The organism is Bordetella bronchialis, from assembly GCF_001676705.1.
GTDB lineage: Bacteria > Pseudomonadota > Gammaproteobacteria > Burkholderiales > Burkholderiaceae_B > Bordetella_C > Bordetella_C bronchialis.
Window position 1 is genome coordinate 3,970,593 of sequence record NZ_CP016170.1, and the last position, 25,275, is coordinate 3,995,867.

The window sequence follows — 25,275 nt, forward strand, 5'->3', positions numbered from 1 at the left end:
GCAGGAGCCGACCATGGATAACCCGCACCAGCTATACATCGATTTGCGCAAGACGGACCTGCTCATCGCCGAATTCCGGCACCGGCTCGATTGCCAGTACCGGCTGATCGCAGGCTTGCACCAGCAGCGGGCGCGGGCATGGCTGGAGAAACTGCGCGCGCGCCAGATGGAAAAACATATGACGGCTTTGTGCATGCATCGCGACGCGCTGATACAGGCGGTGGCCGCGACCCAGGCCAGTGTGTCCGGCCATCTCGGCCGCGACGCGGCGGACGCGGACCGCGGCACGGTAGCGGCCCCGCGCGACGCCGCCGATGACCGCACCGCGCCATAGCGGCTAGCCGGCCTGCCGGCTGGCCACCACGCCGACCGCGGTGGCGCGGCGGCGATGCAAGGTCACGGCCAGCAGCCACAGCGGCATGGCCGCTATCGCCAACAGGCTGCCCACCCAGCCGGTGGACGTCCATCCATGGCCGGCGGCGATCGCCAGGCCGCCCAGGAAAGGCCCCAGCGCATTGGCCGTATTGAAAGCCGAATGGTTCAAGGCCGCCGCCAGTCCCTGCGCGTCTTCGGCGACGTCCATCAAGCGGGTCTGCAGCACGGTGGCAAGGGCCCCGCCCAGCCCGATCAGGAAGACGCTCAACATGATCAGCCACAGCTTGTCCGCCATCAAGGGAAACAGCGCCAGCACGGTCGCCGTCCACAGCAGCAACAGTCCCGCGGTGCGCATGATGGCGCGGTCCGCATACAGCGGCACCACCATATTGCCCACGGTAAGCCCCACGCCGAACACGCTCAGGACCAGGGGCACGGTGGCGGGCGCCACGTGCGTCACGGCGGCCAGGGTATCGGCCAGGTAGGTGTAGACGGCGAACAGCCCGCCGAAGCCGACGGCACCGATGCCCAGCGTCAGCCACACCTGGACCCGGCGCAGCGCGCCGAGCTCGCGCAAGGGGCTGGCCGTGGGATCGGCGGGCGTATGCGGCGCGAACAGGCGCACGCTGGTCATCGTCAGCACGGCCAGCAAGGAAACCAGGGCGAAGCTCCAGCGCCAGCCCACTGCCTGGCCCAGCCAATTGGCCAAGGGAACGCCGACGATGGTCGCGAAGGTCAGGCCCAGGAACACGCGTCCCACCGCGACCGTGCGGCGGTTGGCCGGGACCAGGGAACTGGCCAGCAGCGACGCGATGCCGAAGTAGGCGCCATGCGGCAGCCCGCTGAGAAACCGCGCGGCCAGCATCGCGTGATAATTCGGCGCCACCGCGCTGAGGCCATTGCCGATGGCGAACAAACCCATGAGCAGGATCAGCAGCGTGCGCCGCGGCAGCCTGGCGCCCAGCACCGCCAATACCGGCGCGCCCACCACCACGCCCAGGGCATAGGCGCTGATGACATGGCCGGCGGTCGGCGCATCGATGCCCAGGCTGTCCGCGAAGTACGGCAGCAGGCTCATGGTGGCGAATTCGGTGGTGCCGATGGCGAAGCTGCCGACGGCGAGCGCGACAAGCACAAGGCCGAGCCGGTGCGGCACGGCGGAGGAATCGGTCATGGGGTGTCCCGGATAACGGTAGAACGGATGCAGCCACCGCAATTGCTGCGGTGCAGCGAGCATTTTACGCCGTCCGGCCGCGATGCCAAGACGCACCCGGCGCGCTAGCTGCCGGGCGGCCGTTCCAGCGGCGACGGGGCGCTACGCTCGTTGATCCAGTCGGTCGCGTCCCTGACAAACCAGGGCAGGTTCAGTTTTTCGCCCTCGCCCGACTGTATCGTCAAGGCCGGCCTGGGGCCGCTGGGCGCAACGCCCCCGGCCGCGCTGGATTCGGGCGCCGCGCTGTATACCGGCGGCCCCGGATCCGCGGGAGGCGGATGGGCGCAGCCCGAGAGCAAGGCGCACAGCGCGGCAAACAGGACGGGCGCCTGACGATAGGGTTTCATGATGCTGACTCCAGATGGCAGTGCGGCCCGCGCAAGCGAGCACACCGCTCGTTTGGCTTGCGTCCGCGGCGCGGGACGCGCGGGCCGGCTTCTCGGCCGGATTGTAGGGTGCGGCCATCGGGGCGGCCATTGGGGCGGGCATCCGCCCCGGCGCCGGGCCCCGATGTCGCATTTTTGCCTATGGCTCCGGAATTTGTTTTGCCGTTTCGCATTTGAGATGACATTTGCATAATCGCTGCCATATTCTTGCGCTTTCCTGCCCTGCCGGAGCGCCACGATGATCGATTCCGACACCTTATCCGCCTTGGTCGCCGAAATCTTCGGTCCCTGGGTCACCCCGCCGGATGCTCCCAAGAAGGGCGGAAGCGTCGGCTTCCTTGTCGGGATCACGATCAATAAAACCCGCCATTACTTCACGGAAGGAAGTATCGGCCTGCATGGCGACGGCCCCATGCCGCGGCGCCAGGACATCGTTTTCTTCATCGGATCGAACTCCAAGGTGTTCACGGCCACCCTGCTGCCGCTGGCGGCGTCGCAGGCAAGCAATCCGGTCACCGCCGATACGCCCGTCGCGTCCCTGCTGCCCACCAGCGTCACCTTCAACCAGCCCAACGGGCAGGTACTGCTGTGGCACCTGGCCACGCACAGCGCCGGTTTCCCATTCCATGTATGCGGCAAACGGCCGCACTTCGGCGACTACCCTTTTGCGTCGCTGAACGAGTTTCTCGACGCCTTCCAGCCTCCGTATGCGCCCGGCGAATACTTCGCGTACAGCAATCCCGGCTTCGCATTGCTGGGCGACGTCCTGTCCCACGCCTTTGTCACGGATACACCGAGCACGGAATGGGACAGCACGTATATGCAGTGGCCATCCCTGGTCCGGAAGTACGTGACCGAGCCCCTGGGAATGGGGTCCACCCATGTGGATTACTCGAAGGTCGCGAGCCGTGTGGCCCAGGGCTACGTCTACAAGGACCGCGGCGGCGCACCGGAATACGCGAAGATCGATCCGCCGACGTGGGGCATACGATCGGCGGCGCTGACGTCCGGCGCGCTGTCCTCGACACTGGACGACATGCTGACATTCCTGGAAGCGCAGATCGATCCCTCTTCCGTCGGCGACACGGCGCTGGCGCAGGCCATCGCGGCCACGCAACAGCCATGGCCGTCCTCCGACTCGCTTTCGATGGGCCTGGGCTGGCAACGGTCGAACGACTATCTGGACAAGGACGGCGCGCTGCCTGGCTACAACTCCTACATGGCCTTCGACCCGCACGCCAAGGTGGGCGTTTTCGTCCTGGGAAATACCGACGGCGACGAGGCCGGCGGCACGGTGGTCCATGGCGGCCGCACCCTGCTGGGCAAGCTGCGTGGCGCCACCGCGCAGCCGTCGAAATTCCCCAAACCGCCCACGACGCCCCAGTGTCCCGCCTGATCCGCGTTCCCTGCCTGAACCGCCTGAACCGCCTGACCCGCGTTCCCGCCGTACCGGCGCGCCGCCATGTGGCAGCCTGCCGCTGACCGTATCCCGCAACAAGGAAGAGAAACGCCATGACGCAAGAACAAGAAGCGACGGTATTGCAAGCGAGCGCGTTGCCTGCGCATCTATTGACCCGGCCGGCCGGCGCCGCGGACCCGGGTCCCACACTGCACGTCGCCTTGCGATTGCATCCGCGCGGCGGCGACCAGGCCGTTTTCGCGCGCGCCATGCAACTGGGCAAGGAACATCCCGCGCAACGCCGCTTCCTGGATGCGCAGGGGCTGGCCGCGGAATTCGGCCCGCCGCCGGAGGCCCTGGATGCCGTCCGCGCGTTCTGCTCGCAACATGGCTTCACCCTGCACCGGGTGGCCCTGGGCGGCCTGTTCGCCACCATCGTCGGCAAGGCTGGCGACCTGGCGCGCGCCTTCGGCACCGAGCTGGCGTTGTATCGACATGAGGACCGCGTCTTCAGGGGCTACGCGGGTACGCTGACCCTGCCCGCCACCTTGGCGCCGCACGTCGCCGCGGTGCTGGGACTGGACGAGGTGTCATCCCTGGCGTGCCGGCTGACCGACACTATCCCCTGCGAAGTCAGCATGGAAACCATGGCGGAGAATCCGCCCATTACCGTGGCGAACGAGTATTACAAGTATCCGACCGAATTTACCGGCGTCGGCGCGACTGTCGCGTTCATCGAGGCCTACCTGGCGCTGAACAACGACGACATCCAAGCGTATTTCTCGAGCCTGGGCTTGACCGTAAAGCTCGAAGTGATACGCGCGATGATAGACATGGGCCAGCCCTTTTGCGAGACGCAGATCCTGCCGCCGGAACCGGATGGCGAAGCCATGTTGGACATCAAGCTCACTGGAGCGGTGGCGCCGGGCGCCACCCTCGTGGTCTACGGACAGGCGGAGAGCTACGGCTATAGCTGCGATCCCTGGGTCGATTCCTTGCTGGCGGCGCTGGACCGGCCCGCCTTCCCCTGCCACGTCATGTCCATCAGCCTGGGCAATCCGGAATCGGCCTGGGGCGTCCAGACCGTGCTGAGCGCGCATATCCTGTTCGCGATCGCGGGCTTGCAGGGCGTGACGGTCTGTGTGGCCTCCGGCGACTACGGTGCCTTGGGCAAACACAACGGCAAGTACATGCAGAACTGCGCCTTTCCCGCTACCTCGCCATTCGTACTGGCGTGCGGCGGCACGGAGCTCCTGCTCGATAACCAGCGCAACCTGCAGGGCGAAGTCGTATGGAATGAACTCGTGGTGGCCCATCAGAAGTGCGCGACGGGCGGCGGCCGCAGCACGATGTTCGGTGTGCCGGACTACCAGCAGGGAATGTCCCTGCCGGACTCCTTCAACAAGGATATGCCGGCGGGGCGCGGCATACCGGACGTCGCGGCCAACGCCGCGGAATCGAGCGGCTACGCACTGCAGCCCGATAACACGGGCAATTACTACGGAACCAGCGCGGCCGCCCCCATGTGGGCGGCATTGATCGCCCGCCTGATCGAGGGCAACGGCGGCAAGCCGCTGGGCTTCCTGAATCCGTGGCTGTACGCGGCGCAGCTTTACGGGGATGCCGAGCTGTGCCACCCCATCACGCAGGGCAATAACGGCGCGCCGGACAGCGATGTGGCGTTCGTCGCGCAGGCCGGGGTCCCATGGAATGCCTGCTGCGGGCTGGGGTCGCCGCTAGGGTCGAATATCGCCAAGGCGCTGAAGATCCCGACGTCCGGGACGTGAAACCGGCGCTTGGCGGCCAGCCCGCCTGGCCAATAGGCCGGCAGCGAAAGAAAGCGGTGCCCCTGTCCAGGAGGCACCGCGCTAGACCGTTCCGTGGTCATCCTAAGCATGGGCCGGCATGGCGACAAGTATGGGCCGGCTGCCTACAATCGATTTCGAAACACCCGGTCGAGCCGCCGCAGGCCGGCCGGGATACTCATCGATTCATTGCCTGACCGCGCATTTCGCACTGAACCATGGCTTGCGCCACCAAGGGGGTCTCCATGGATAACGGCAACATCGATATCGCCAAATGGGTGTGGGTCACCGTCGTGGCGCTTGCCGCCCTGGGCTGCGTGGTCGCGGCGTTGATATGGGCGAATCCACGCAGTGCGCTCCTGCGGGCCAGCTCGGCGGACACCGTATCCGGCATCAGGTTGAAACGCGGCGTCGCGGCCGATGGGGCGTCCGAACCGGCCGACGCCGCGTTCGAAGCCGGCCAGCTCTCCAAGTATTACGCCGAAACGCTCGCGCAATCGCAAGTCGCCTTCTGGTTCGCGATCGCCAGCTCCGCGATCGGCTTCTTCGCCATCATCTTCGCGGCCACGCTTTATACGAATCGCGGGGCGATATTCGCCCAGACCCTCGGGGGATTGATCATGGAAGCCGTCGCCACCCTGGCTTTCGTGCAATCCAAGAACGCCCAGCAATTGATGATGCAGTTTTTCGAGAAGCTGCGCATCGACAGAGTGCACACTGAATCGCGAAGGACGGTCGAGACCGTGAAAAGCGAAGAAGCCAAGGACGCCTTGAAAATCTACTTGTCGCTGCACTATGCGGGCGTGCCGGCGGCGGAGATCATCGCCAGGGACATATATGCGGTCATACGGCCGTCGCAGATAGCAGACGCGCGGCGAATCACGGCGATAGACCTGGCCGAGCATCCCTTGCCCGGCAGCCCCTAGCGCCGGGGCGGGACGACGCGATGCGACGGGATCGAGCGTGCTTGCGGTCCATCGTAAGCGGCCGGTAATCACGCGTTGACGACGGCAATCAGGTGGCCGCAGTCCACCGATGTGGCAGCAGTTCGGCGATCCGATTGTTTTTCTGCGTCGGCAGCCGCGTCAGCACGTCCTTCAAGTAGACATACGGATCATGCCCGTTTAGTCGCGCCGACTGGATCAGGCTCATGATGGCGGCCGCGCGCTGGCCGCCGCGCAGTGATCCCGCGAACAACCAGTTCGCACGCCCGATCGCCCATGGACGAATCTGGTTCTCGACCCAATTGTTGTCGATCGGGGCATGGCCGTCATCCAGATAGCGCACGAGCGCCTCCCAGCGTTTGAGGCTGTAATCGATGGCGCGAGCGGTGCCGGATCCGTCAGGCACGCGCTGGCGCTGCGCGATCAACCAGTTGTGCAGCGTCTGGGCGATCGGCCGCGCGCGTTCTTGTCGCATTCGCAGCCGCTCGTCGGCAGGCAGATCGGCCACATCACGTTCGACGCCATACAGGGCGCCGAACAATTCCAGCGCCTGGCCGGCAATCTGGCTCTGGTTGCTCGCATGCAGGTCATGGAATTTGCGCCGGGCATGGGCCATGCAACCCAACTCGATGATGCCGGCGGCGAACCCGGCCTTGTAGCCGACGTAATCGTCAGTCACCAGCTTGCCGCGCCAGTCGTCCAGGAACGTGCGGCAGTGCTCGCCGGCGCGACTGGGCGTGAAGTCATAGACCACTGCGCGCAGGCAGTCATAGGAGGTCGGCGTGTAGGCCCACAGGTAAGCCTTGTGCGTCTTGCCTGCCCCGGGCTTGAGCATCTGCACCGGTGTCTCGTCGGCGTGCAGCACGGCTTTGCCCAGTACTTCGGCCTTCAGCGCATCGACCAAGGGCTGTAGCCGCAACCCGCACACACCAACCCACTCGCCCAGCGTCGAGCGCGGCAGCGCCAGTCCGGCGCGTGCAAAGATGCCTTCCTGGCGATACAACGGCAGGTGATCGGCGAACTTCGCCACCAGCACCTGCGCCAAGAGCCCCGCCGTCGCGATGCCCTTGTCGATGACCTGAGCTGGCACCGGTGCCTGCGTGAGCGTCTCGCACTTGTCGCAGACCCATTTTCCGCGGATGTGCCGCTCGACCGTAAAGGTGCCGGGCAGGTAATCCAGCTTCTCGCTGATGTCTTCGCCGATGCGCTTCATGCCGCAGCCGCATCGGCAAACTGTAGAGGCGGGTTCGTGATGGATGTCGGTGCGCGGCAGTTCGGCCGGCAGCTTCATGCGTCGCGGCGCTTGCGGCTGCGCGGGCTTGGGCGCGATCGCCTCGCGCAGCGCGTTGACTTGCTCTTCGATGGCCGCCATGTCGGCATCCATCGTCTCTTCCAGCAGGCTCGCCTGCGCGGCGTTCAATTGCTCGCTGCGCTTGCCGTAGCGCCAGCGCTTGTACAGCGCCAGTTCCTGCGTGAGCTGATCGATGTGCGTCTGCTTGAAGTGCAGTACGCGATCCCGCTCGGCGATCACCGCGTCGTGAGCCGCGATCCGGGCGTTACGCACGGCCACCTCGCCCATCAGGCGCTCGGCCAATGCGCGCAGTTGCTGCGCGTCAAGGTGGTCCAGGGATGCGGTACTCATGGCCGCCAGTATGCCGCACGGTTCGCGGCGGCGGTATTGGCGTCTTGCCGGATTGCGCGGTTACAGCACCGAGATCGCACCGGCAGCGCCGACGTGCTGCCAGGGCAGGCCCAGCACCAGCGCCTGCCATTGTTCGCTGTCCAGCGCCATATGCGGACCGTGGGTCGCCTCGGCCCACGTGAACTTGCCACGGTTCAGCCGGCGCGCGGCCAGCCACACGCCGATCCCGTCGTGCACCAACACCTTCATGCGGTTGGCGCGCCGGTTTGCGAAACAGTAGGCGTGGTGCGGGCGTGCAATACCGAACACCGCCACCACCCGCGCCAGCGCCGTCTCGGTGCCGGCGCGCATGTCCAGCGGCTCGGTGGCCAGCCAGATCGCATCGACCCGGATCACCGCAGCCACTCTCGTAGCCACGCCACGCAGGCGCCCGCTTCGCTCACGGGCCACTGCACCGTCGCTTGCACCGGGCCGCGCGACAGCCGGATTTCAATATGCCGGCCCAGTGCCGGCAGCGCCGGTGCGACCACGGGCAAAAACGCGGGCGTGGCGGCCGGCGCGCGGCTGGCGAGCCGGATCCATTTATGCACCAGGTTCGCGTTCACGCCGTGCGACAGCGCGACGCTGGCAATGGATGCCCCAGGCTGATTACACTGCGCCACGATCTGCGCCTTCAGCGTCTTCGGATAAGACCGGCGTTTACGCAGCGGCGCTAATTCTGTCTTCGTCATGGTGTGCACCAAAAAATGGTGGACACTAATCGCAGACAACGCCGTGGCTCAAGACGGGATCACCGGGCCCTTACGGTCCATCAGCCAATCCACCGGACAATCCACCAGACAACAAAAAACCGCCACGCGGGCGGTTCTGTCGTTGTCTTTCTTGTGCTTGCCTTGCTTGTCCTTGCCTTGCTTGCCCTCTAACAGCGTTTGGCTCCCCGAGCTGGGCTCGAACCAGCGGATTAACAGTCGCGCGGTCCGAAATAGCTGAAGCAAGACGGGTCCGCAATATCAATGACTTGTGATTTCATCCATCCGTGGACTGCGCGCGGCTTTCCATTCATTTTGGCCCCTTTTTCGGGCACTGTGGGCAAAATTTGGACACGGCGCGCGTAGTGCTTGTTGCGTAACGGAGCTTCGCCTTCTTGGCGATACACCGTCCGTACGGGGCGCTGTCCCGTCTCTCGCCCACACTTCTTGAACTCGAGCGTACGCGCCGGGTGGCTGGACCTACCCGCCTTGACACGGCAAGATAACAGCCCGTGAGGCGCATGCGCGCATGCGCCCACATAATATGCAAAACATCGTAAGGCGGGCCACGACGGCTGGCCCTTCAAGGAACACATCCGACCATGTCGACCACCGCGGCGACGCATCACACTACACATAGCTAAGGCGAGCGGCGGCCAAAAAATCGCCTCTTGCCGCTTCCAACATTGTTAGGTTAAGTTACGTCCCATCGAAGGCAAGGGTGCGCCAGACAATGTTTCAAATACCCGTACTGAAGACATTACATACCGAGTCGGACGTCGAACAAAAGCTGATTTTTCCACTCCTCACGACTCCGCTGCCGTATGGGCTTGGCATTCCCCAAGCTCAGATACTGACGAAACTCGAGATTCGCCGCTTGGATATTGGAAAAGGCAACGACAAGAAAAGGTACTTTCCTGACTATATCGTTACCTGCGAAGCCCTGCCCCTATTCGTAATAGAAGCAAAGGAACCATCTGCAGACGTCCTGAATGCCCTACGAGAGGCAAGACTGTATGCCAATGCCATAAATTCCAAATTTCCCTCGGGATTCAACCCGGTCTACTTTGTTGCAGCTTGCAATGGTATAGACTTCCTTTACGGCGCCCCTGACTCAGACGACCACATCTCAATCCCGTGTGCTGATTTGACGGTAAGTCATCAGGTATTCGGCGAGATGCAGCAAAGGCTGGCATGGCAAAATTTGCGGGCGAAAGCTGTAGCACTCAGCGCTACGCTAAAGCCACAAAGGTTCTGGAAGCCGAAGAAGCTCCTGGGCGGTAACGGTGTTCAAACGGAGGAGGTCGGTCACAACTCTTTTGGTTCAACACTATCAGCTGAGTACGGTCATATATTTTCACCGGAAGACGTCTCGGACCGCGCCGAGATCGCCCGCCACGCATATGTTGACTCTAGGGCGTCCCAGCGCGCTATCGAACCAATTGATCGTGTCATCAGAGCAGCGCGACCTAACAGTGAAACATTAGCGACCACGATCGGAAGCACAGCAAATCCTACCGAACTTTTAGAGAAACTGAAAAAGACACCCAAGCTCGAAGGGAAGGTCATTCTGCTTATTGGTAGCGTAGGATCCGGCAAAAGCACGTTCGTGGATCACTTAATATATAAAGTGCTTCCGGACGACCTGTTAGCCACTACGCTTTGGTGCAGAGTCAATATGAACAAGGCTCCTGCATCTAAAGACGAAATATATAAGTGGCTTAGGGCACAGATTGCCGATGGTTGCAAACGTGCGTACCCTGACGAGGATTTTGACAGTTTAGAATCCAGCAAGAAGGTATATTCTGTTGAAGTTAACCGATTCGAAAAAGTTCAAGGACGCCTTTTGAAGGAGGCGGGTGACCTCCAAGAATATACGCGCCGATTGGTAGAGCTCCTAACGACTTGCCAAGCAGACGGTGAACTAACATCGAAAGCGATCTCTCGATATTGCTGCGGGGAAAGGGGTAAGTTGCTAGTAGTTGTTTTGGACAACTGTGACAAGCGGTCACGAGACGAGCAACTACTCATGTTCCAAGCCGCTCAGTGGATCCAAAGCGAATATCGCGCGCTAATTGTGCTCCCGCTGCGCGAAGAAACATTCGAAGCTCATCAAGATGAGAAGCCCCTCGACACGGCGGTCAAAGATTTGACTTTCCGCATTGAACCACCTCTGTTTCAGCACGTGCTGGTACGAAGGGTTCAGCTCGCCTTGTCTAAAATGAAATCAGGCGATGAGCGCACACTATCTTATGACTTGCCTAACGGATTCACGGTAACCTACCCCCCGACGGAACAGGCTTATTATCTGTCTTCCATCGTGCGTTCCCTTTTCGAGCACGACCGATTTATACGACGAATGATTACTGGGTTATCCGGAAAAAATATCCGGAAAGCCCTCGAAATATTCATGGACTTTTGCAACAGCGCGCATTTGAGCGAAGACGAAATTTTCCGTATTAGGAGTACGTCGGGCCAGCACACCTTGCCACTGTACCTCGTTACCCGAATCCTTCTACGTGGGAACTTGCGGTTCTACGACGAAAGTGCGTCTCCTGTCAAAAGCCTCTTCAACATCTTTCATTACGACAGCGCGCCTTTTTATTTCACCCGCCTTGTCATCCTGCGGTGGTTAAGCAACCGGTTCCATCAAACCGGACCTAACGGCACTCGTGGATATTTCCCAGTACGTGAGATGCGCGCGGAGCTGCTCAAGGTAGGGGTCCCGGACTACGCGTTTGACAGAGAGCTGGACTTTCTTATCAAGGCCCAATGCATTACATCCGAGACCTTGAGCAATGAAAAGGTGGATGAGAATGACCTTGTAAGGCTAAGCGCAGCGGGCCATGTCCACTTGGACCTGCTTGGGAACGTCGACTATCTGGCCACAGTCGCGGAGGACACCTGGTTTGATGATCGCAGTCTAGCCTCGCGTATTGCGGAGCGGATCGGCAGACCTTATCACCACTTGCAGGTGGCTACCCAACTCATCAACGCCAAAGAGTTTGCTGATTACTTGAAACTAAAACTCGATGCCGCTCTGAAGAGCATCCTCATATTCAGAGAAGACGACGCCGCAGTGACTGAACTATTGGACCTGTCTAAAGCGGTCGAGGCGGTAGATGCACTAGCCAAGAACCAAAAACTGGACGAATGGCTGGCCATAGAGCAGAAATATTATACGGGTTCGGTGCACAGAAAACGGATCGTAAACCGTACCATGCATCATGGAATATTTGTGGAAATGGAACCAGGTTTCAATGGGCTCATTTTCAAGGATCAACTTCCGGAAAGCTACATGACGGATGAGGTTTTTTTCCCCAATGAAGAAATCGACGTCAAAGTGAAGTTCCTCGACCGCCAAAAGAAACGAATCGGACTTGCTTTTTCATCTTAATAGCACAAAGCAAAAGGCCCCGCTTCACTAGCCGGGGCCTTTTGGGATAAGAACTACTGATCTTAGTTCATCTCCGCTCCATAAGGGCTATATGAGATCATCGATCTCTAGAAATTGCCAATCGGCAGTCCACTTGGAAGACGCTGACCACGCAGCGCAGAAAAAAAGGGCCTCACTCACTGAGGGCATTCGGTAGGAGTGTATAAAGTCTGCTAGGCATCTGTCAACACCAAGTACTCGGAAGCGCCAACCATAGGGATGCGCATACGCCCTACTTGGATCCATACATTCCAAAGGCCCCGCAGCCCCATGAGGCTAGTGACAGGTCTACGTCCTCCCAGGCGCGAAGCGATCACAGGCATACATCGACGTTCTACTTTCATGTGCTCACACTCCACCGCTTGAAGCTGTACGCCAACGCACGCGACTACCGCAACAAACTGCGGCACGTTGCGTATTGGCGCGACCAGTTCCGCGGCCGCACGCTACGTTCTTTAATTGCTGGCGACGTCATGGAGGCGGCGCCGACGCACATCACACGTCCTGGCGGCCCGGTCGAGCCGCTGGCGCCGGCGACCATCAATCGCCATCTGGCGACCATGGGCCGCATCCTTTCGCTGTGCGGTGAATAGGGTTGGATATCGAAGGTGCCCAAGCTCACCACCTACGAAGAGCCGGAGACGCGCGTGCGCTGGGAGCCCAAGCAAGTCATCGTGCGGCTGATTAGAATGACCGTGCGTTGGATGCAAGAGTTGAGCTTATTCGCCGTGGCCACCGGCATGCGGCAAAGCGAAATAACGACGCTCACCTAGTCCCAGGTGGACCTGGTGCGGCAGCATGCGCACGTGACCGCCGACGGCGCCAAGTCGAAGAAAGCCCGCGCCGTGCCGCTAAATGCCGACGCGCTGCAAGTGCTGCGTCAGCGTCGGGGCCTGCATCCTACGCTTGTGTTCACGCGCTCCGACGTGCCGGACCGTGATGCCATCGCTATCCAGGAAGTTGACCGCCGCGTGCTGGCCAGAGCAGGCGCCGCGGTCGGCATCGAGGACTTCCATTTTCACGACTCCGCCACACGTGGGCATCGTGGCACGTGCAGAGCGGCACACCGCTGCTGGTGCTGAAAGAGCTGGGAGGATGGAAGAAGATTGAGATGGTGTTGAAGTATGCGCACCTAGCGCCTGACCATCTATCGCATCACGCGCATGCGGTCACGTTTTTGTCACAGCAGGACGCGCAAAAAGAAAAACCGCCGGCCAGGGCGGTTTTAAGTGCTTGATTCTCTATACAGTTTTGGCTCCCCGAGCTGGGCTCGAACCAGCGACCTGCGGATTAACAGTCCGTCGCTCTACCGACTGAGCTATCGGGGATCTGTTAGAGAAGCGAGACTATAGCACGTTTTTTTTGGGTTGTGCAAACCCGGGGAACTTCCGCGCGAAGAACGTCGCGCCGGATGCCCTGCCCTTGCGGCCGGCTCACCGAGAGCCGCCCGGGGTCGGGCGGTGCGCGGTAAGGCGGCGTGCCGGCAAGGCATCCGCCCGCAAGGCGGCGCGGCCGCACCGTGACCGCGCGCACCTTGCATCAAGCCCGCGGTGTATCGCGCTTGATCTTGATGAACAGCAGCACCAGCAGGGCCGCGCACAGTTCCATCAGGCCCACGCTGTACAAACCGGAGGCCAGGCTACCGGTCTTGTCCTTCAGCCATCCCATCAGGTAAGGCGCGGCGAAACCCGCCAGATTGCCAACGGAGTTGATCAGGGCGATGCCGCCTGCCGCCGCGGTGCCGGTCAGGAAGGCCGCCGGCAGCGACCAGAAGACCGGGAAGGCCGCCAGGATGCCGATGGCGGCGAAGGACAGCGCGTACATCGCCGCCATGGGGCTGCCCAGGAAGTAGCCCGTTGCCACCAGGCCGATCGCGGCCGCCAGGCTGGCCAGCACGCTATGCATGCGGCGCTCGCCGGTGCGGTCGGAATGGATGCCGTTCAGCACCATCGCAATGGTCCCCAGGATAAAGGGAATCGCCGACACCAGGCCGATGTGGAAATTGCCCTGCACGCCCAGCTCCTTGATGATGGACGGCGTCCAGAAGGCGATGGTGGCGTTGCCGCTGACGATGCAGAAATAGATCAGCGCGCACAGCCAGACACGGCCATTGAACGCGTCGCGCAGCGACGAATGCTTGGCGGGATCGCGCGTTTCCTTTTCCAGGTCGCGCTGGACGATCGCGCGTTCGCTGTCCGTCAGCCACTTGGCGCTGGCGGGCTTTTCCGGCAGCCATGCCAGCACGGCGAAGCCGGCCAGCACGGAGGGAATGCCCTCGATCAGGAACAGCCACTGCCAGTTCGTCAAGCCTTCGACGTCGGACATCGCGCTCATGATGAAGCCGGCAAGCGGCCCGCCCACCACGCCCGCGATGGCGAACGAGGTCATGAAATAGCCGTTGATGCGCGCCCGGCGGTCCGAAGGAAACCAGTACGTCAGGTACAGCACCACACCGGGGAAGAAGCCGGCCTCGAACACACCGAGCAGGAAGCGCAACACGTAGAACTGCGTCGGCGTCTTGACGAAGATCATCGCCATGGAGGCCAGCCCCCACAGGATGGTGATCCGCGCCAGCGTGCGGCGCGCGCCGATTTTCTCCAGCAGCAGGTTGCTGGGCACTTCGAACAGGAAGTAGCCGATGAAGAAAATGCCCGCGCCCAGACCGTAGACGGTCTCGCTGAACTGCAAGTCCTGCAGCATCTGCAGTTTGGCGAAACCGATATTGACGCGGTCTATCCACGCCAGCACGAACAGGAAAACCAGGAAGGGAATCAGGCGCACGGCGATCTTGCGATACGCCAGCGTGCGTTCCGCCAGGAACGGCGCGCTGGAAGCCCCACCCGGCGCCGGGGTAACGGTGGACGACATGAAGATGCTCCGTAAGTAAAGGAGATGGTTGACCCGCCCCGCGGCGGGCTTGTTTGGATTTCAGTTCAGCGCGGCCTCGATCGCGCCGGCGACTTGCAGGACCCGGGCGTCGGCGCCCCGCAGACCGCAGACCGCCAGGCCGATGCCGGGCTGCCCGGCCGGCAGCGACACGCCGCAGCCGTCCAGGAAGTTGATGACACTGGTATTGCGCAGGACCAGGGCGTTGACGGAGAAGAAGGCTTCGTCCGTTTGCAGGTCGTCCACGCGCGGCGGCAGCACGGCAACGGTCGGCATCAGCCAGGCGTCGGCGTCGCGCAGGCGATCGGCGGCCACGGCCATGACGGTCGCGCGCCGGTCCAGCAGCGTGATGTAGTCGGCCGCGGACTGCTGTTCGCCGCGACGGATGCGCATCGCCACGCGCGGATCGTATTCATCGCCCTTGGCGGCAAGCAGGTCGCGATGCCAGTGCCATGCCTCGGCCGCGGTAAAGCCGCCGCCGCCGTTGATGGACGGCAGGTCGCGCAGTTCCGGGAAGTCGAAGGGCACGATCTGCGCGCCCTGTGCCGAGAGCCGGGACACGGCCGACTCGAACGCATCGACCACGGCGGCGTCGGCGCCGTCGAACAGGAAGTCGCGCGTGACGTACAGGCGCAAGCCCTTGAGCGGAGCGGGCCGGGCGTCCAGGTCCTGGCCGCTGAGGATGCGATCGACGATCGCGCAGCATTCCACGGAGTTGGCAAGCGGGCCGGCCGAATCCAGCGTGCGCGACAGCGGCACGCCACCGCGCAGGGAAACGCGGTGCGAGGTCGGCTTGAACCCGGTCAGTCCGCAGAATGCCGCGGGGATGCGTATGGAGCCGCCCGTGTCCGTGCCCAGCGTGGCCACGGCCATGCCCTTGGCCACGCTGACGGCGCCGCCAGACGTCGAACCGCCCGCCACCCGGGCTTCGTCGAAGGGCGCGCGCGGCGTGCCGTAATGGGGGTTCAGCCCCAGGCCCGAAAAGGCGAACTCGCTCATATTGGTACGCCCCAGCAGCACCGCGCCGGCGGCCCGCAAGCGCGCCACCGCATCCGCATCCCGCACGGCGGGCGCGGCGGACGCCAGGGCCCGCGAACCCGCCGCCGTGACCTGGCCGCGCACATCGAACAGGTCCTTGATGGACACCGGCAGGCCGGCGATGGGCGAAGGCACATTGCCGGCGCGGCGGGCGGCATCGCTGGCGCGCGCGGCCTGCAGGGAAGCCTGTGCATCCACGTGGATATAGGCCGCGCCGCCCGCCTTGCGATACGACTCGATGTCCGCAAGGGCTTGCTCCACCAGTTTTTCGCTGGTGGTGCGGCCGGCCTGGAGCGCTGCTTGCAACTGCTTGATCGTTTGCATGGAGGAGTCCCTTTTCCGGCGCGGCCGGCTCAATCGGTGACAGGCAGAACGCGCACGCGGTAGGCGTGGCGCAAGGTACGGTTCAGGACGGGGTCGTGCAGTTCCATCTCGAACTGCTCGCCATAACCCAATTGACCCATCACGGTCTGGGTGCCGCAGTACATGGCGGTCCCCACGGGCAAGCCGCCCTGGCCGGCATATTTCTCGGCCAGCTCGCGCGGGTCGCGCAGGCTGGTCATGGGTCCTTCCTGGTACAGGGCACGCTGGCCGTCGCGCACGCGCCAGGTGCGGGAAACCAGTTGGTCCCAATGGCCGGCGACCTCGTCGAAACGCCAGAGTTCGCGGCTGACCGGCTTGGCGCACATCTGCTTGGACACCGTAACGTCATAGGCCTCGACCTTGCGATCGGTGTGGTCCGAGCCGATACCGACCAGCAGGCCATCGGGCGTGGACAGCAGGACGGCTTCGACCTCGCCGGAGGAATCGGCGCGCGGCACTTCGATTTCCTCGTCGGTGGTCAGCAGGGACGCCGCCAGCGGGTAGTAGCAGGGCACCGTGGAAGGCGGCTTCACGCCGATTTCCTGCAGTTCCCGGATGTGGTGCTGCACGGCGGCCTCGTCCCGGCCTGCCCAGCCGGCGATGACCAGGCGGTCGATCAGGATGGTGCGCTCGCCCGATCCGGCGAGATGAAACTTCAGTTGCGGCATGGCGATAAACCTCTTTGATGCTGCGGCCGCATGGGCCGCGGTGAAACTCCGCGTCCGCCGGCGCGCCGCCATGCACGCTGGGTGCTTGCGGCCTGGCGTCAGATGGAGCGGATGATGTTCTTGCGGAACTCGTCGATGTGGTCGCGGATGGCCTCGCGCGCCCCCGGAATATCCCGGCGCTCCAGCGCGTCCAGCACGGCCATGTGCTCGTGGTAGACGTTGGCCAGGTGCTCGGGATCCTGCAGCGACAGGAACCAGAAGCGCGCCTGTTTCTCGTGCAAGCCGCGCAGCAGTTCGGCCAGCACGCGGTTGCGGGAGGCGGCCGAAATGGCGTTATGGAATTTCAGGTCCAGCTGCATCAGCCCGTTGATGTCCCGGTGCTCCAGCAAGGCCGCGGAACGCTCGACGATATCGCGCATGGCCTGGATGTCGCTGCCGTGCGCGCGCTCGGCCGCCAGCGTGACGCATAGCAATTCATTGGTCAGCCGGACCTCGATCATGTCCAGCACTTCGTTCAGCGAAAGCGGCGCGACCAGCACACCCTTGCGCGGCAGGATGGAAACCAGCCCATCGCTTTCCAGCCGGTGCAGCGCCTGGTGGACCGGCGTGCGGCCCAGGCCCAGCAGCGCGCCCACCTGGGACTCGTTGATGGCTTCGCCCGGCCGGAACTCGCAGGAAATGATGCGCCGCTTGATCTCGGCATAGGCCAGCTCGCGCAAGGCGGCGCCCGAGGACGCACGGCGACCGGCCGCGCCTGGGGCGGAGTCCTGCTGGACAGGCTGGAGGGAAGAACCGGACATGATGCTCGCCATCTAAAACGCAAGTGATAATACTCTGATATATCACTAGAAACGTATAAGGGATTACCCGGGAGAGGCGACCGAGCCGCTCCCCCGCGTGTAACGCCGGCCACGTCCGCCGCGCGCCGGGCAAGGCGGTGGCCAACGTCGTGAGCCGCGGGCGATTGGCCGGATCGCGCTGGCGGGACGGCCCTGCCGCGCGACAGCGGCAAGGTGCACGCGATAGGGCACGGTGCACGTGATACGGGCAATGTGGCCTGCCCGGACCGAGGACTTTTCGCGTAACCAAAAACTCTGATATGATCTCGGTCTTTTCCGGGACAGCTCAATCCTGGAAGCAGTTCAGGCAACGCCGCGAACTGCGTGCGGTATCGTTGCGGCGCCAGCCGGGATATCGTTCAGCCGGCATAGCTCAGTTGGTAGAGCAGCGCATTCGTAATGCGAAGGTCGTAGGTTCGACTCCTATTGCCGGCACCAGATCGAAAAGGCCAACCCGCATGGGTTGGCCTTTTGCTTTTGCGCAATCGATTCGCGTCAGTGCGGGTGCCGGCCTGGCGGCGATGGCCGTCGCCTGGGGCATGACGTGGCTTTGACGCCAACTCCGCTACGTTCCCTGTTTCTTGATCACGCTGATCGATCCGTCGGCCTCTAGGTAGGCGCGCCGCACCTGGGCGATGTCCTCGATGCCCTTTTGCCTGAGTTCGCTGGACACATCCTCCAGCGTCAGGCTTTCGCGGCGCATTTCACGCTTTTGCAGCTGGCCATCCTTGATCAGGCATAACTTGGATGCCTGCAGGAAGGGCCGCGCGGCGGGCCATATGTACGCCAGCCGGTCGATGAAGACGCTCCAGAAGACGATGGTGGCGATCAGCACCATGCCGTCGGGCACCGATTTGTATTCGCCCGCCATGGCGTTTTGCGCGGCGTCGGCGATCAGCACAACCACGAGCAGGTCCGCGATGCCCAGCGAGCCGATATCCCGCCGGCCGGCAAGCCGCATCAGGACGAAAATGAACCAGTAGGTCAGGCTGCCGCGGATGATCATCTCCAGCGGCGACATGCTGAACTTGATGATGTTGTCCCATTGAATATCCATCGCGACTCTCCTTGTGCGAACGTCGCAGCCTGTCCTGCCACGGGAAAGCCGCCGCCGCGCCAGCCCATCCGTAAGCAACCGCCGCGCCCGGGTCCGCCAGTTGCTCAGCGGCGCGACGGGAGGAAAAGCAACCATGAACACAATCGAGCGCGCCGCGATTTTCATGCGCGACCACAAACTGACACTGGTCACCGCGGAATCCTGTACGGCGGGCATGATCGCCAGCATGCTGGCCGATATACCGGGCGCCGGCGCCCTGCTCGACTGCGCCTTCGTCGTCTATTCCCCCGACGCCAAGCAGCGCTGCGTGGGCGTTTCCGCGCACACCCTCAGTACCCACAACCTGACCAGCGAGGCGGTGGCCCGCGAAATGGCCCTGGGCGCCGCCGCGCGCAGTCCGGCCAATGTGGCGATCGCCAACACGGGACTGGCCGACAACGCCGATGACGACATCCCGGCCGGCACCCAGTGTTTCGCCTGGGTTTTCAAGACCAGCGCCGCCGATGCCAACCCGGCCGTCTACACCGAGACCCATCGCTTCGACGGCGGCCGTCACGGCATACGCAAGGCTGCCGCGGCCTACGCCCTGGAGCGCATGATTTCGCTGCATCAGGAATGGCGCAAGGACGGCCGGTAGCAGGCGCCGCCACGCAAAGGCGGAGCCATCTTCAAGCCCTGGTATCCAGACGTACTCATCTGTCGACGTGCATCCCGCGCCGGACGCTGACGGCGCCCACCGGGCACGGGCGCGACGGGCAAGACGCGGCGCGCCCGGACGATGCGTGACGGAGCCGGTACGTACCGCCCGCGTCGACGCCGCCAGCACGCAGGACAGGCATAGCAGTTGCGGCCGCATGCGCCGTTTGCAGGGAGAGGACGCATGAAATCCAGATCCGTCGATCCGGCCTCGCGCCGGCAGGTATTGAAAGCCATCACAGTGGGGCTGCCGGCCGCCGCATTGACCGGCCGCGTGCAATCCGCCGAGGCTCAGCCGAACCCGGATCCGTCCGCGTCCCCGCAGGGCGCTCCTGCGCAAGGTGGATCGCAGGGCGGCTCGGCTGCCGGCGCCGCCATGCCGTCCGGCGCGAACGCTACCTGGAAATTCTTCAACACCGACGAAGCCGCCCTGATGGAGGCCATCGTCGCGCGCCTTATCCCGGCCGATGAGCTCGGTCCCGGCGCTCGCGAAGCCGGCGTCGCCGTCTATATCGACCAGCAGCTGGCGGGCGCCTGGGGCAACGGCGACCAGTTCTATCAGTCCGGTCCCTTCGCGCCCGGTACGCCACAGCAGGGTTATCAGCTCTCCTACACACCGGCACAGATGTTCCGTACCGGCCTGGCGCGCTTCGCCCAGGCGGTGCGGCAGAGCCAGAATGGCAAGGCCTTCGCCGAACTCGATGCCGCCACGCAGGACGAGATGCTCCGGCGCATGGAAGCCGGCAAGCTGGATTTCTCGCCGCTGCCGTCGGCGGTGTTCTTCGCCGCATTGATGGACGCCACCGTGGAGGGCTTCTTCTGCGACCCCGTCCATGGCGGCAACCGCGATATGGTCGGATGGAAGCTGGTGCAGTTCCCGGGCGCCTACGCCAGCTACTCGAACGACATCGAGCGGCATGGCGTGGCCTTCGTGCGGGCGCCGGTCTCCATCGCGGACAGCCCCGTCCACGACATGAGGATGGACGGGCAGCACGGCGCGCCCGCGGCCCCCATGAAAATGGACCGGCAGCCCGCCGCGCCGGCGCCGCGCACGGAACTGAAGCCCGCGGCCAGGGAGGCAGCATGAGCCGCAAACTCCCCCCCGTGGACGTCGCCATCGTCGGCGGCGGCTGGACCGGATCCGTCATCGGCAAGGAGCTGGCGGCCAATGGCCAGAAGGTGGTGGTGCTGGAGCGCGGCCAGCCGCGCTGGCCCTCGCCGGATTTCCAGGGGCCCATGGTGCACGACGAGGTCAAGTACGTGCGGCGCCACGCGCTGCACCAGAACGCCGCCACCGAGACCTACACCTTCCGCAATAACGTCAACCAGACGGCGCTGCCGATGCGCCGCTGGGCCTTTGCCTATCCGGGCACGCACCTGGGCGGCGCCGGCAACCACTGGTCCGGCGCCTACTACCGCTTCGACGAGGTAGAGTTCCAGCTGCGGTCGCACTACACCCAGAAATACGGCGCCAAGATTTTCGATGAAGACATCACGGCCCAGGATTGGCCGGTGCGGTACGACGAACTGGAGCCCTACTACGATCGCTTCGACCGCCTGATCGGCGCGTCGGGCTTTGCCGGCAACCTGAAGGGGCAGAAGCAGGAAGGCGGCAATCCCTTCGAACCGTGGCGCTCCAATCCCTATCCCAATCCGCCGATGAAAGTGCCGTATGCGCCGGCGCTGTTCGGCGAAGCGGCGCGCAAACTGGGCTATCACCCCTATGTGCAACCTTCCGCGCTTTGCACGCGGCCGTACGTGAATTCGGAAGGCCTGCACATGAATGCCTGCGTCTATTGCGGCTTCTGCTCCAACTACGGCTGCGAGCACTTCGCCAAGGCTTCGCCCCAAGTGTGCGTGCTGCCCGTCGCGATGAAGCTGGACACCTTCGAGATCCGTACCGGCACGCATGTGCTGCGCGTGGAACTGGACCAGGACAAGAAGCGCGCGACCGGCGTGACCTACATCGATGAAGCGGGCGAGGAAGTGTTCCAGCCCGCCGAACTGGTGTTCCTGTGCGCCTTCAGCATCAACAACGTCAGGCTGCTGTTGTTGTCGCAGATCGGCAAGCCCTACGATCCGCAAAGCGGCGAGGGCGTCGTGGGGCGCAACTACACGCACCAGACGACGTCCGGCGTGGGCCTGTTCTTCGATGAACAAACGCCCATCAACCCGTTCATGGGCGCGGGCGCGGTGGCCGTCACCATGGATGACTTCTGCACCGACAACTTCGACCACGGGCCGCTGGGTTTCGTCGGGGGCGCGTACATCCAGATCCAGGTGGTCAGCGGCACGCCCATCAGCAACCACCCGGTGCCCTCCGGCACGCCCAATTGGGGCAGCGAGTGGAAGAAGGCGGTGAAGCGCTACTACAACCATGCCATTCCCATCACCATTACCGGATCGGCGCAGCCCACGCGCGGCAGCTACCTGGACCTGGATCCCACGTACAAGGACGCCTGGGGCCAGCCGCTGCTGCGCATCACCTACGACTTTCCCGACAACGACATCCGCATGTCGCGCTTCGTCACCGCCAAGGGCGACGAGATCGCCAAGGCCATGCGCGGCATCGTCCGCACCGAACCGGCCCCGCGCAGCCGCCCCTATTCGTCGGCAAGCTACCAGTCCACGCACCTGACCGGCGGCGCCGCCATGGGCGCCGACCCGCGCACCAGCGTCGTCAACCGCTATGGACAATGCTGGGATGTGCCCAATGTATTCGTGACCGGCGCGGCGCTGTTCCCGCAGAACTCCTGCTACAACCCGACCGGCACGGTGGGCGCGACGGCGTACTGGATCGTCGACGCGGTCAAGCGGGACTACCTGAAATCCCCCGGCCCCCTGGTGCGGATATGAGCGGCAACATGGCAGGCCTGGCCAAGGGCGCGGTGATGGTCGGCGGCACGTTCGCCGTCCTGGTCGCCGGCGTATCGGCGCTGTTCCGCATTCCCGGACATCATGAGGAAGCCCCGCCGGCCAGGACGGCGCCCAGCGCGTCGGCCCCGGCCCCGGTGACGCCGCAGGCGGCCGCGCCGGGCGCGCCCGGCGCCCAGCCCGCGACACCGGCCACGGCACCCCCGCAAGCGGCCGCGCCCCAGGCAGGCGCCCCCCAAGCGGCAGCGGCGCCGCCGCCCCGCACGGGAACGGAGTTCTCTTTCCCGCAGGCACGATGGGAACAGTTGCTCGCGCAGAACGCCGACCAGCCCGCCAGCGCGGCGCTTCCGGGCTCCGGCAATCCGCCGGCCGGCGTGGCGGCCTGCGCGTCCTGCCATGGCGCCCAGGGCGTGCCCGCCCCGGGGACGCCGTTTCCCGTCCTGGCCGGCACATCCGCGGAATACCTGCTCAAGCAGTTGCTTAGCTATCGCGACGGGACGCGCCAGCACCCCATCATGACCGGTATCGCCAAAGGACTGAGCGACCAGGATATGGTTGCCGCGGCGCGGTATTACGCCGGCCTGCCCGCGCCCGCGATCAAGGCGCCGGCGCCCGCGCCGGACGATCGCGGACAGCGCCTGCACGCATTCGGCGACAACGCATTGGCCCTGGCTGCCTGTGCCAACTGCCACGGCGCCAACGGCGAAGGCGAACCGCCGATGCTGCCGCGCCTGGCCGGCCAACCGGAGGCCTACCTGGGCGGACAGCTGGAGGCGTTCCGCAACGGGCAGCGCAGCAACGACGACCTGGGAACCATGCGGGAAATCGCCAAGCGTTTGAGTCCCGAAGACACGGCCGCGCTGGCGAAGTACTACGCCGGCATGCGGGGCCAGTAGCGCCGCGCCAGCGGGCCTGGGGAAGGCCGGCGACACGTTGCGCGGTCCAAGCGCCGCGCCGGTCGATCAGGAACGGTTCAATGCCCGGGCCGGGTATCCGGGCCACGGTGTCCCGGCCCTTTGTCGCTGTTGGCGGCACTGCCTTTCGCGCTATCGCTCTTGCCCGCCGTTCCCTTCGCCCCGCCCTGCCCCTGGGTGCTGCCCTGCTTGCCCTTGCCCGCTGCCGGCAGCGTGTCGTTGCCATGGTGGCCTTGCATGTCATTGCCCTGGCGGCCACCCGCGCCGGCACCGGAGCCGGATCCTGGCGCCGTGGTGGCATCGCGTCCTTGGCCCTGGCCATCGCCCGGACCCGCGGCGCCGGAGCCGGCGGGATTGGTCGCGCCGGACTCCGGGTGTTTCCATTGCCCGCCGCCGGTCGAACCGCCTCCGCGGCTGCCCGCGCCTTGGCCGGCCTGCGCGAGCCGTACATCCCCGGCGGATACCTGGGTGCTTGCCGTAGCGACCGTCTCGTCGCTGCCGGATACCTCCGCACCCGCCTGCGCGCCCATGCTGACCGCGGCGCCCGCGAGCACGGCGGCGGCGATCCATGCCGTCGCGCCGGACGAAGCGGGCAGGCGCGACGCACGCGCTTCGCGGACCTGCGCGCGCAGGGCGTGCAAAACGGCCCGGTCGCTCATAATGATCATCATTGTCGTACTCCCTGTCGCTCAGGCCACCGGGGCCAGTTCCACTTTCATCCATCCGGGCTGGCGCGTATCGAAGGCCTTGTAGGCATCCAGCACGGCGGACATCGGTTCGCGCTTGCTCAGGATCGCCGCCGGATCGATGCGGCCGGAACGCACCAGCTCGATCAGCATGGGGATGTACTTGCGATGATTGCAGTTGCCCATGCGCACGGTAAGGTTCTTGTTCATGGCCAAGCCGATGGGAAACAGGTTGTCCGTCGGCGGATAGACGCCGATGATGGCCAGGGTGCCTGCCTTGGCCAGTGCCTGCACCGCCCAGTTCAGTGCCTGTGCCGGCGCGTCGCCCGGCACCCAGTTGGCGCCCTGTGGATGGGCGTGAGGCGCGATCTGGCGCGATTGGGCTTCCATGGCGGCATTCTGTTCGGGTTGCGAGGCGGGGCCGGCATGCGCATGCACCGCGTCCACGCCCACGGCATCGATCGCGCGGTCCACGCCTATGCCGCCGGTCAGCCGCTTGAGGGTTTCCACGGGGTCTTCCGCGTTGAAGTCGATAATCTCGGCGCCCTGCTCGCGCGCCATGGCCAGGCGGTCCGGCACGGCATCGATGGCGAAGATGCGTCCGGCGTGCATCAGCTTGGCCGAGGCAATCGCGAATTGGCCCACCGGCCCACAGCCGAACACCGCCACGGTGCGCCCGGGCTCGATATCGGCCAGGTCCGCGCCGAAGTAGCCGGTGGGAAAGATATCGGACAGCATGATCGCCTGGTCGTTGTCGATTTCCCGTGGCAGCTTGACCAGGTTGACGTGCGCATAGGGAATGCGCGCTTTCTCGGCCTGCAGGCCGTTCAGGCCCCCGGCCTGCTCCGGCCCGCCATAGAAGGTGGTGCCTGCCCCTTTGCCATGCGGATTGGCGTTATCGCACTGCGCGTAATAGCCGGCGCGGCAATAGGAGCAATAGCCGCAGGCCACCGTCGATGGAATGACGACCCGGTCGCCCTTCTGCAGATTGCGCACCCCGGCGCCGACCTGCTCCACCACGCCCACGCCCTCGTGTCCGAGGATGGTGCCGGGTTTCACCCCTTCCATGGTGCCGCGGATGAAATGCAGGTCGGTACCGCAGATTGCGCTGGCCTCCAGCCGCACGATGGCATCGGTATCCTCCTGCAATTGGGGATCCGGCACGTCTTCGAGCCGTATATCCCCGATGGCATGAAATACGACAGCTTTCATGAATTGACTCCTATGGATAGGCGGGTTCGCCGCGCGGGGCAGCAAGCCCCATGCGCGTTACGCCAGAGCACACCCGGCATGCGACCTGCTGAA

25 protein-coding genes and 2 tRNA genes are annotated in these 25,275 nt (G+C 64.3%); 13 read left to right on the top strand and 14 right to left on the bottom strand.

What is annotated here, in order from left to right:
- Positions 1–13: 13 nt before the first annotated feature.
- A complete protein-coding gene (locus tag BAU06_RS17540; RefSeq protein WP_066352944.1) occupies positions 14–334 on the top strand; it encodes a hypothetical protein in 321 nt (106 codons plus the stop codon).
- 3 nt (positions 335–337) lie between these two features.
- Here the strand turns inward: BAU06_RS17540 and BAU06_RS17545 are convergent, their stop codons facing one another.
- Together BAU06_RS17545 and BAU06_RS17550 are read right to left on the bottom strand one after the other, a co-directional pair.
- Positions 338–1,549, bottom strand: coding sequence for an MFS transporter (locus BAU06_RS17545; protein WP_066352946.1), 1,212 nt, complete (start codon positions 1,547–1,549; stop codon positions 338–340).
- A 104-nt stretch (positions 1,550–1,653) separates the two neighbouring features.
- Complete coding sequence (locus BAU06_RS17550) at positions 1,654–1,935, bottom strand: hypothetical protein (protein ID WP_066352948.1); 282 nt, start codon at positions 1,933–1,935, stop codon at positions 1,654–1,656.
- A 277-nt stretch (positions 1,936–2,212) separates the two neighbouring features.
- Between BAU06_RS17550 and BAU06_RS17555 the strand changes: the two genes are divergently transcribed.
- The 3 genes from BAU06_RS17555 (at position 2,213) to BAU06_RS17565 (ending at position 6,104) form a co-directional block, all read left to right on the top strand.
- Complete coding sequence (locus BAU06_RS17555; protein ID WP_066352950.1) at positions 2,213–3,370, top strand: serine hydrolase domain-containing protein; 1,158 nt, start codon at positions 2,213–2,215, stop codon at positions 3,368–3,370.
- Between the two features lie 116 nt (positions 3,371–3,486).
- A complete protein-coding gene (locus BAU06_RS17560) occupies positions 3,487–5,160 on the top strand; it encodes a S53 family peptidase (protein ID WP_066352951.1) in 1,674 nt (557 codons plus the stop codon).
- Between the two features lie 263 nt (positions 5,161–5,423).
- Positions 5,424–6,104 (top strand): TRADD-N-associated membrane domain-containing protein, encoded by a 681-nt coding sequence (locus tag BAU06_RS17565; protein ID WP_066352956.1) that lies wholly within the window; start codon positions 5,424–5,426, stop codon positions 6,102–6,104.
- Positions 6,105–6,192: 88 nt separating this feature from the next.
- Here BAU06_RS17565 and tnpC read toward each other — a convergent pair whose 3' ends face one another.
- From tnpC to tnpA, 3 genes are read right to left on the bottom strand one after another with little or no spacing between them, the layout of a single operon-like run.
- A complete protein-coding gene (gene tnpC, locus BAU06_RS17570; RefSeq protein ID WP_066352960.1) occupies positions 6,193–7,764 on the bottom strand; it encodes an IS66 family transposase in 1,572 nt (523 codons plus the stop codon).
- A gap of 60 nt (positions 7,765–7,824) precedes the next feature.
- Positions 7,825–8,169: an IS66 family insertion sequence element accessory protein TnpB gene (gene tnpB, locus BAU06_RS17575; RefSeq protein WP_082988244.1), complete on the bottom strand. Its 345-nt coding sequence runs from the start codon at positions 8,167–8,169 to the stop codon at positions 7,825–7,827.
- Positions 8,157–8,495 carry an IS66-like element accessory protein TnpA gene (tnpA, locus tag BAU06_RS17580; RefSeq protein ID WP_066359283.1) on the bottom strand — a complete coding sequence of 113 codons (339 nt, stop codon included), beginning with the start codon at positions 8,493–8,495 and terminating at the stop codon, positions 8,157–8,159. The genes tnpB and tnpA overlap by 13 nt, the downstream gene beginning before the upstream one ends.
- Before the next feature lie 751 nt (positions 8,496–9,246).
- Between tnpA and BAU06_RS26690 the strand changes: the two genes are divergently transcribed.
- From BAU06_RS26690 to BAU06_RS26700, 3 genes are all read left to right on the top strand, one after another.
- Positions 9,247–11,910 (top strand): type I restriction enzyme HsdR N-terminal domain-containing protein, encoded by a 2,664-nt coding sequence (locus BAU06_RS26690; RefSeq protein ID WP_066352966.1) that lies wholly within the window; start codon positions 9,247–9,249, stop codon positions 11,908–11,910.
- Positions 11,911–12,311: 401 nt separating this feature from the next.
- On the top strand, positions 12,312–12,542 hold the full coding sequence (locus BAU06_RS26695; protein ID WP_156770264.1) for a hypothetical protein: 231 nt from the start codon (positions 12,312–12,314) through the stop codon (positions 12,540–12,542).
- Between the two features lie 15 nt (positions 12,543–12,557).
- Positions 12,558–12,722 carry a hypothetical protein gene (locus tag BAU06_RS26700; protein ID WP_156770265.1) on the top strand — a complete coding sequence of 55 codons (165 nt, stop codon included), beginning with the start codon at positions 12,558–12,560 and terminating at the stop codon, positions 12,720–12,722.
- A 78-nt stretch (positions 12,723–12,800) separates the two neighbouring features.
- On the opposite strand, the gene BAU06_RS26920 is transcribed toward BAU06_RS26700, so the two are convergent.
- Complete coding sequence (locus BAU06_RS26920) at positions 12,801–12,965, bottom strand: hypothetical protein (protein ID WP_197509553.1); 165 nt, start codon at positions 12,963–12,965, stop codon at positions 12,801–12,803.
- Between the two features lie 35 nt (positions 12,966–13,000).
- Here BAU06_RS26920 and BAU06_RS26285 point away from each other — a divergent pair, with 35 nt between their 5' ends.
- Complete coding sequence (locus tag BAU06_RS26285; RefSeq protein ID WP_231933898.1) at positions 13,001–13,186, top strand: integrase; 186 nt, start codon at positions 13,001–13,003, stop codon at positions 13,184–13,186.
- 15 nt (positions 13,187–13,201) lie between these two features.
- Here the strand turns inward: BAU06_RS26285 and BAU06_RS17600 are convergent.
- The 5 genes from BAU06_RS17600 to BAU06_RS17620 form a co-directional block, all read right to left on the bottom strand.
- Positions 13,202–13,277: transfer RNA gene (locus BAU06_RS17600), tRNA-Asn, on the bottom strand.
- A gap of 211 nt (positions 13,278–13,488) precedes the next feature.
- Positions 13,489–14,817 carry an MFS transporter gene (locus tag BAU06_RS17605; RefSeq protein ID WP_066352968.1) on the bottom strand — a complete coding sequence of 443 codons (1,329 nt, stop codon included), beginning with the start codon at positions 14,815–14,817 and terminating at the stop codon, positions 13,489–13,491.
- Positions 14,818–14,877: 60 nt separating this feature from the next.
- Positions 14,878–16,197 (bottom strand): amidase, encoded by a 1,320-nt coding sequence (locus BAU06_RS17610; protein ID WP_066352971.1) that lies wholly within the window; start codon positions 16,195–16,197, stop codon positions 14,878–14,880.
- 29 nt (positions 16,198–16,226) lie between these two features.
- Entirely contained in the window at positions 16,227–16,904 is a 678-nt protein-coding gene (locus tag BAU06_RS17615; RefSeq protein ID WP_066352975.1) for a DUF2848 domain-containing protein, read from the bottom strand.
- A gap of 98 nt (positions 16,905–17,002) precedes the next feature.
- A complete protein-coding gene (locus BAU06_RS17620) occupies positions 17,003–17,704 on the bottom strand; it encodes a GntR family transcriptional regulator (RefSeq protein WP_197509317.1) in 702 nt (233 codons plus the stop codon).
- A gap of 401 nt (positions 17,705–18,105) precedes the next feature.
- Here BAU06_RS17620 and BAU06_RS17625 point away from each other — a divergent pair.
- Positions 18,106–18,181 (top strand) — tRNA-Thr (locus BAU06_RS17625).
- Between the two features lie 127 nt (positions 18,182–18,308).
- On the opposite strand, the gene BAU06_RS17630 is transcribed toward BAU06_RS17625, so the two are convergent.
- Positions 18,309–18,800: a DUF421 domain-containing protein gene (locus BAU06_RS17630; RefSeq protein WP_066352981.1), complete on the bottom strand. Its 492-nt coding sequence runs from the start codon at positions 18,798–18,800 to the stop codon at positions 18,309–18,311.
- Between the two features lie 133 nt (positions 18,801–18,933).
- On the opposite strand from BAU06_RS17630, the gene BAU06_RS17635 reads away from it, so the two are divergent.
- The 4 genes from BAU06_RS17635 to BAU06_RS17650 all read left to right on the top strand — a co-directional run bounded on the left by BAU06_RS17635 (position 18,934) and on the right by BAU06_RS17650 (position 23,266).
- The gene (locus BAU06_RS17635) at positions 18,934–19,437 is read left to right on the top strand and encodes a CinA family protein (protein WP_066352986.1); all 504 of its coding nucleotides are present in this window, start codon (positions 18,934–18,936) and stop codon (positions 19,435–19,437) included.
- A 243-nt stretch (positions 19,438–19,680) separates the two neighbouring features.
- Positions 19,681–20,583: a gluconate 2-dehydrogenase subunit 3 family protein gene (locus BAU06_RS17640; RefSeq protein ID WP_066352990.1), complete on the top strand. Its 903-nt coding sequence runs from the start codon at positions 19,681–19,683 to the stop codon at positions 20,581–20,583.
- The gene (locus BAU06_RS17645; protein ID WP_066352993.1) at positions 20,580–22,352 is read left to right on the top strand and encodes a GMC family oxidoreductase; all 1,773 of its coding nucleotides are present in this window, start codon (positions 20,580–20,582) and stop codon (positions 22,350–22,352) included. Before BAU06_RS17640 ends, BAU06_RS17645 begins: the two co-directional genes overlap by 4 nt.
- Positions 22,349–23,266, top strand: a complete 918-nt coding sequence (locus BAU06_RS17650; RefSeq protein WP_066352995.1) for a c-type cytochrome — start codon at positions 22,349–22,351, stop codon at positions 23,264–23,266. Before BAU06_RS17645 ends, BAU06_RS17650 begins: the two co-directional genes overlap by 4 nt.
- 77 nt (positions 23,267–23,343) lie before the next feature.
- Here BAU06_RS17650 and BAU06_RS17655 read toward each other — a convergent pair whose 3' ends face one another.
- Together BAU06_RS17655 and BAU06_RS17660 are read right to left on the bottom strand one after the other, a co-directional pair.
- A complete protein-coding gene (locus BAU06_RS17655) occupies positions 23,344–23,955 on the bottom strand; it encodes a hypothetical protein (protein WP_066352997.1) in 612 nt (203 codons plus the stop codon).
- Between the two features lie 18 nt (positions 23,956–23,973).
- The gene (locus tag BAU06_RS17660; protein WP_066352998.1) at positions 23,974–25,182 is read right to left on the bottom strand and encodes a zinc-dependent alcohol dehydrogenase; all 1,209 of its coding nucleotides are present in this window, start codon (positions 25,180–25,182) and stop codon (positions 23,974–23,976) included.
- Between the last annotated feature and the right edge of the window lie 93 nt (positions 25,183–25,275).

Bases quoted from the DNA above. Each gene is read 5' to 3' on its own strand.
- BAU06_RS17540 (WP_066352944.1), top strand. From the start codon at position 14: ATGGATAACCCGCACCAGCTATACATCGATTTGCGCAAGACGGACCTG.
- BAU06_RS17545 (WP_066352946.1), bottom strand. From the start codon at position 1,549: ATGACCGATTCCTCCGCCGTGCCGCACCGGCTCGGCCTTGTGCTTGTC.
- BAU06_RS17550 (WP_066352948.1), bottom strand. From the start codon at position 1,935: ATGAAACCCTATCGTCAGGCGCCCGTCCTGTTTGCCGCGCTGTGCGCC.
- BAU06_RS17555 (WP_066352950.1), top strand. From the start codon at position 2,213: ATGATCGATTCCGACACCTTATCCGCCTTGGTCGCCGAAATCTTCGGT.
- BAU06_RS17560 (WP_066352951.1), top strand. From the start codon at position 3,487: ATGACGCAAGAACAAGAAGCGACGGTATTGCAAGCGAGCGCGTTGCCT.
- BAU06_RS17565 (WP_066352956.1), top strand. From the start codon at position 5,424: ATGGATAACGGCAACATCGATATCGCCAAATGGGTGTGGGTCACCGTC.
- tnpC (WP_066352960.1), bottom strand. From the start codon at position 7,764: ATGAGTACCGCATCCCTGGACCACCTTGACGCGCAGCAACTGCGCGCA.
- tnpA (WP_066359283.1), bottom strand. From the start codon at position 8,495: ATGACGAAGACAGAATTAGCGCCGCTGCGTAAACGCCGGTCTTATCCG.
- BAU06_RS26690 (WP_066352966.1), top strand. From the start codon at position 9,247: ATGTTTCAAATACCCGTACTGAAGACATTACATACCGAGTCGGACGTC.
- BAU06_RS26920 (WP_197509553.1), bottom strand. From the start codon at position 12,965: ATGGAAGTCCTCGATGCCGACCGCGGCGCCTGCTCTGGCCAGCACGCG.
- BAU06_RS17605 (WP_066352968.1), bottom strand. From the start codon at position 14,817: ATGTCGTCCACCGTTACCCCGGCGCCGGGTGGGGCTTCCAGCGCGCCG.
- BAU06_RS17610 (WP_066352971.1), bottom strand. From the start codon at position 16,197: ATGCAAACGATCAAGCAGTTGCAAGCAGCGCTCCAGGCCGGCCGCACC.
- BAU06_RS17615 (WP_066352975.1), bottom strand. From the start codon at position 16,904: ATGCCGCAACTGAAGTTTCATCTCGCCGGATCGGGCGAGCGCACCATC.
- BAU06_RS17620 (WP_197509317.1), bottom strand. From the start codon at position 17,704: ATGTCCGGTTCTTCCCTCCAGCCTGTCCAGCAGGACTCCGCCCCAGGC.
- BAU06_RS17630 (WP_066352981.1), bottom strand. From the start codon at position 18,800: ATGGATATTCAATGGGACAACATCATCAAGTTCAGCATGTCGCCGCTG.
- BAU06_RS17635 (WP_066352986.1), top strand. From the start codon at position 18,934: ATGAACACAATCGAGCGCGCCGCGATTTTCATGCGCGACCACAAACTG.
- BAU06_RS17640 (WP_066352990.1), top strand. From the start codon at position 19,681: ATGAAATCCAGATCCGTCGATCCGGCCTCGCGCCGGCAGGTATTGAAA.
- BAU06_RS17645 (WP_066352993.1), top strand. From the start codon at position 20,580: ATGAGCCGCAAACTCCCCCCCGTGGACGTCGCCATCGTCGGCGGCGGC.
- BAU06_RS17650 (WP_066352995.1), top strand. From the start codon at position 22,349: ATGAGCGGCAACATGGCAGGCCTGGCCAAGGGCGCGGTGATGGTCGGC.
- BAU06_RS17655 (WP_066352997.1), bottom strand. From the start codon at position 23,955: ATGATGATCATTATGAGCGACCGGGCCGTTTTGCACGCCCTGCGCGCG.
- BAU06_RS17660 (WP_066352998.1), bottom strand. From the start codon at position 25,182: ATGAAAGCTGTCGTATTTCATGCCATCGGGGATATACGGCTCGAAGAC.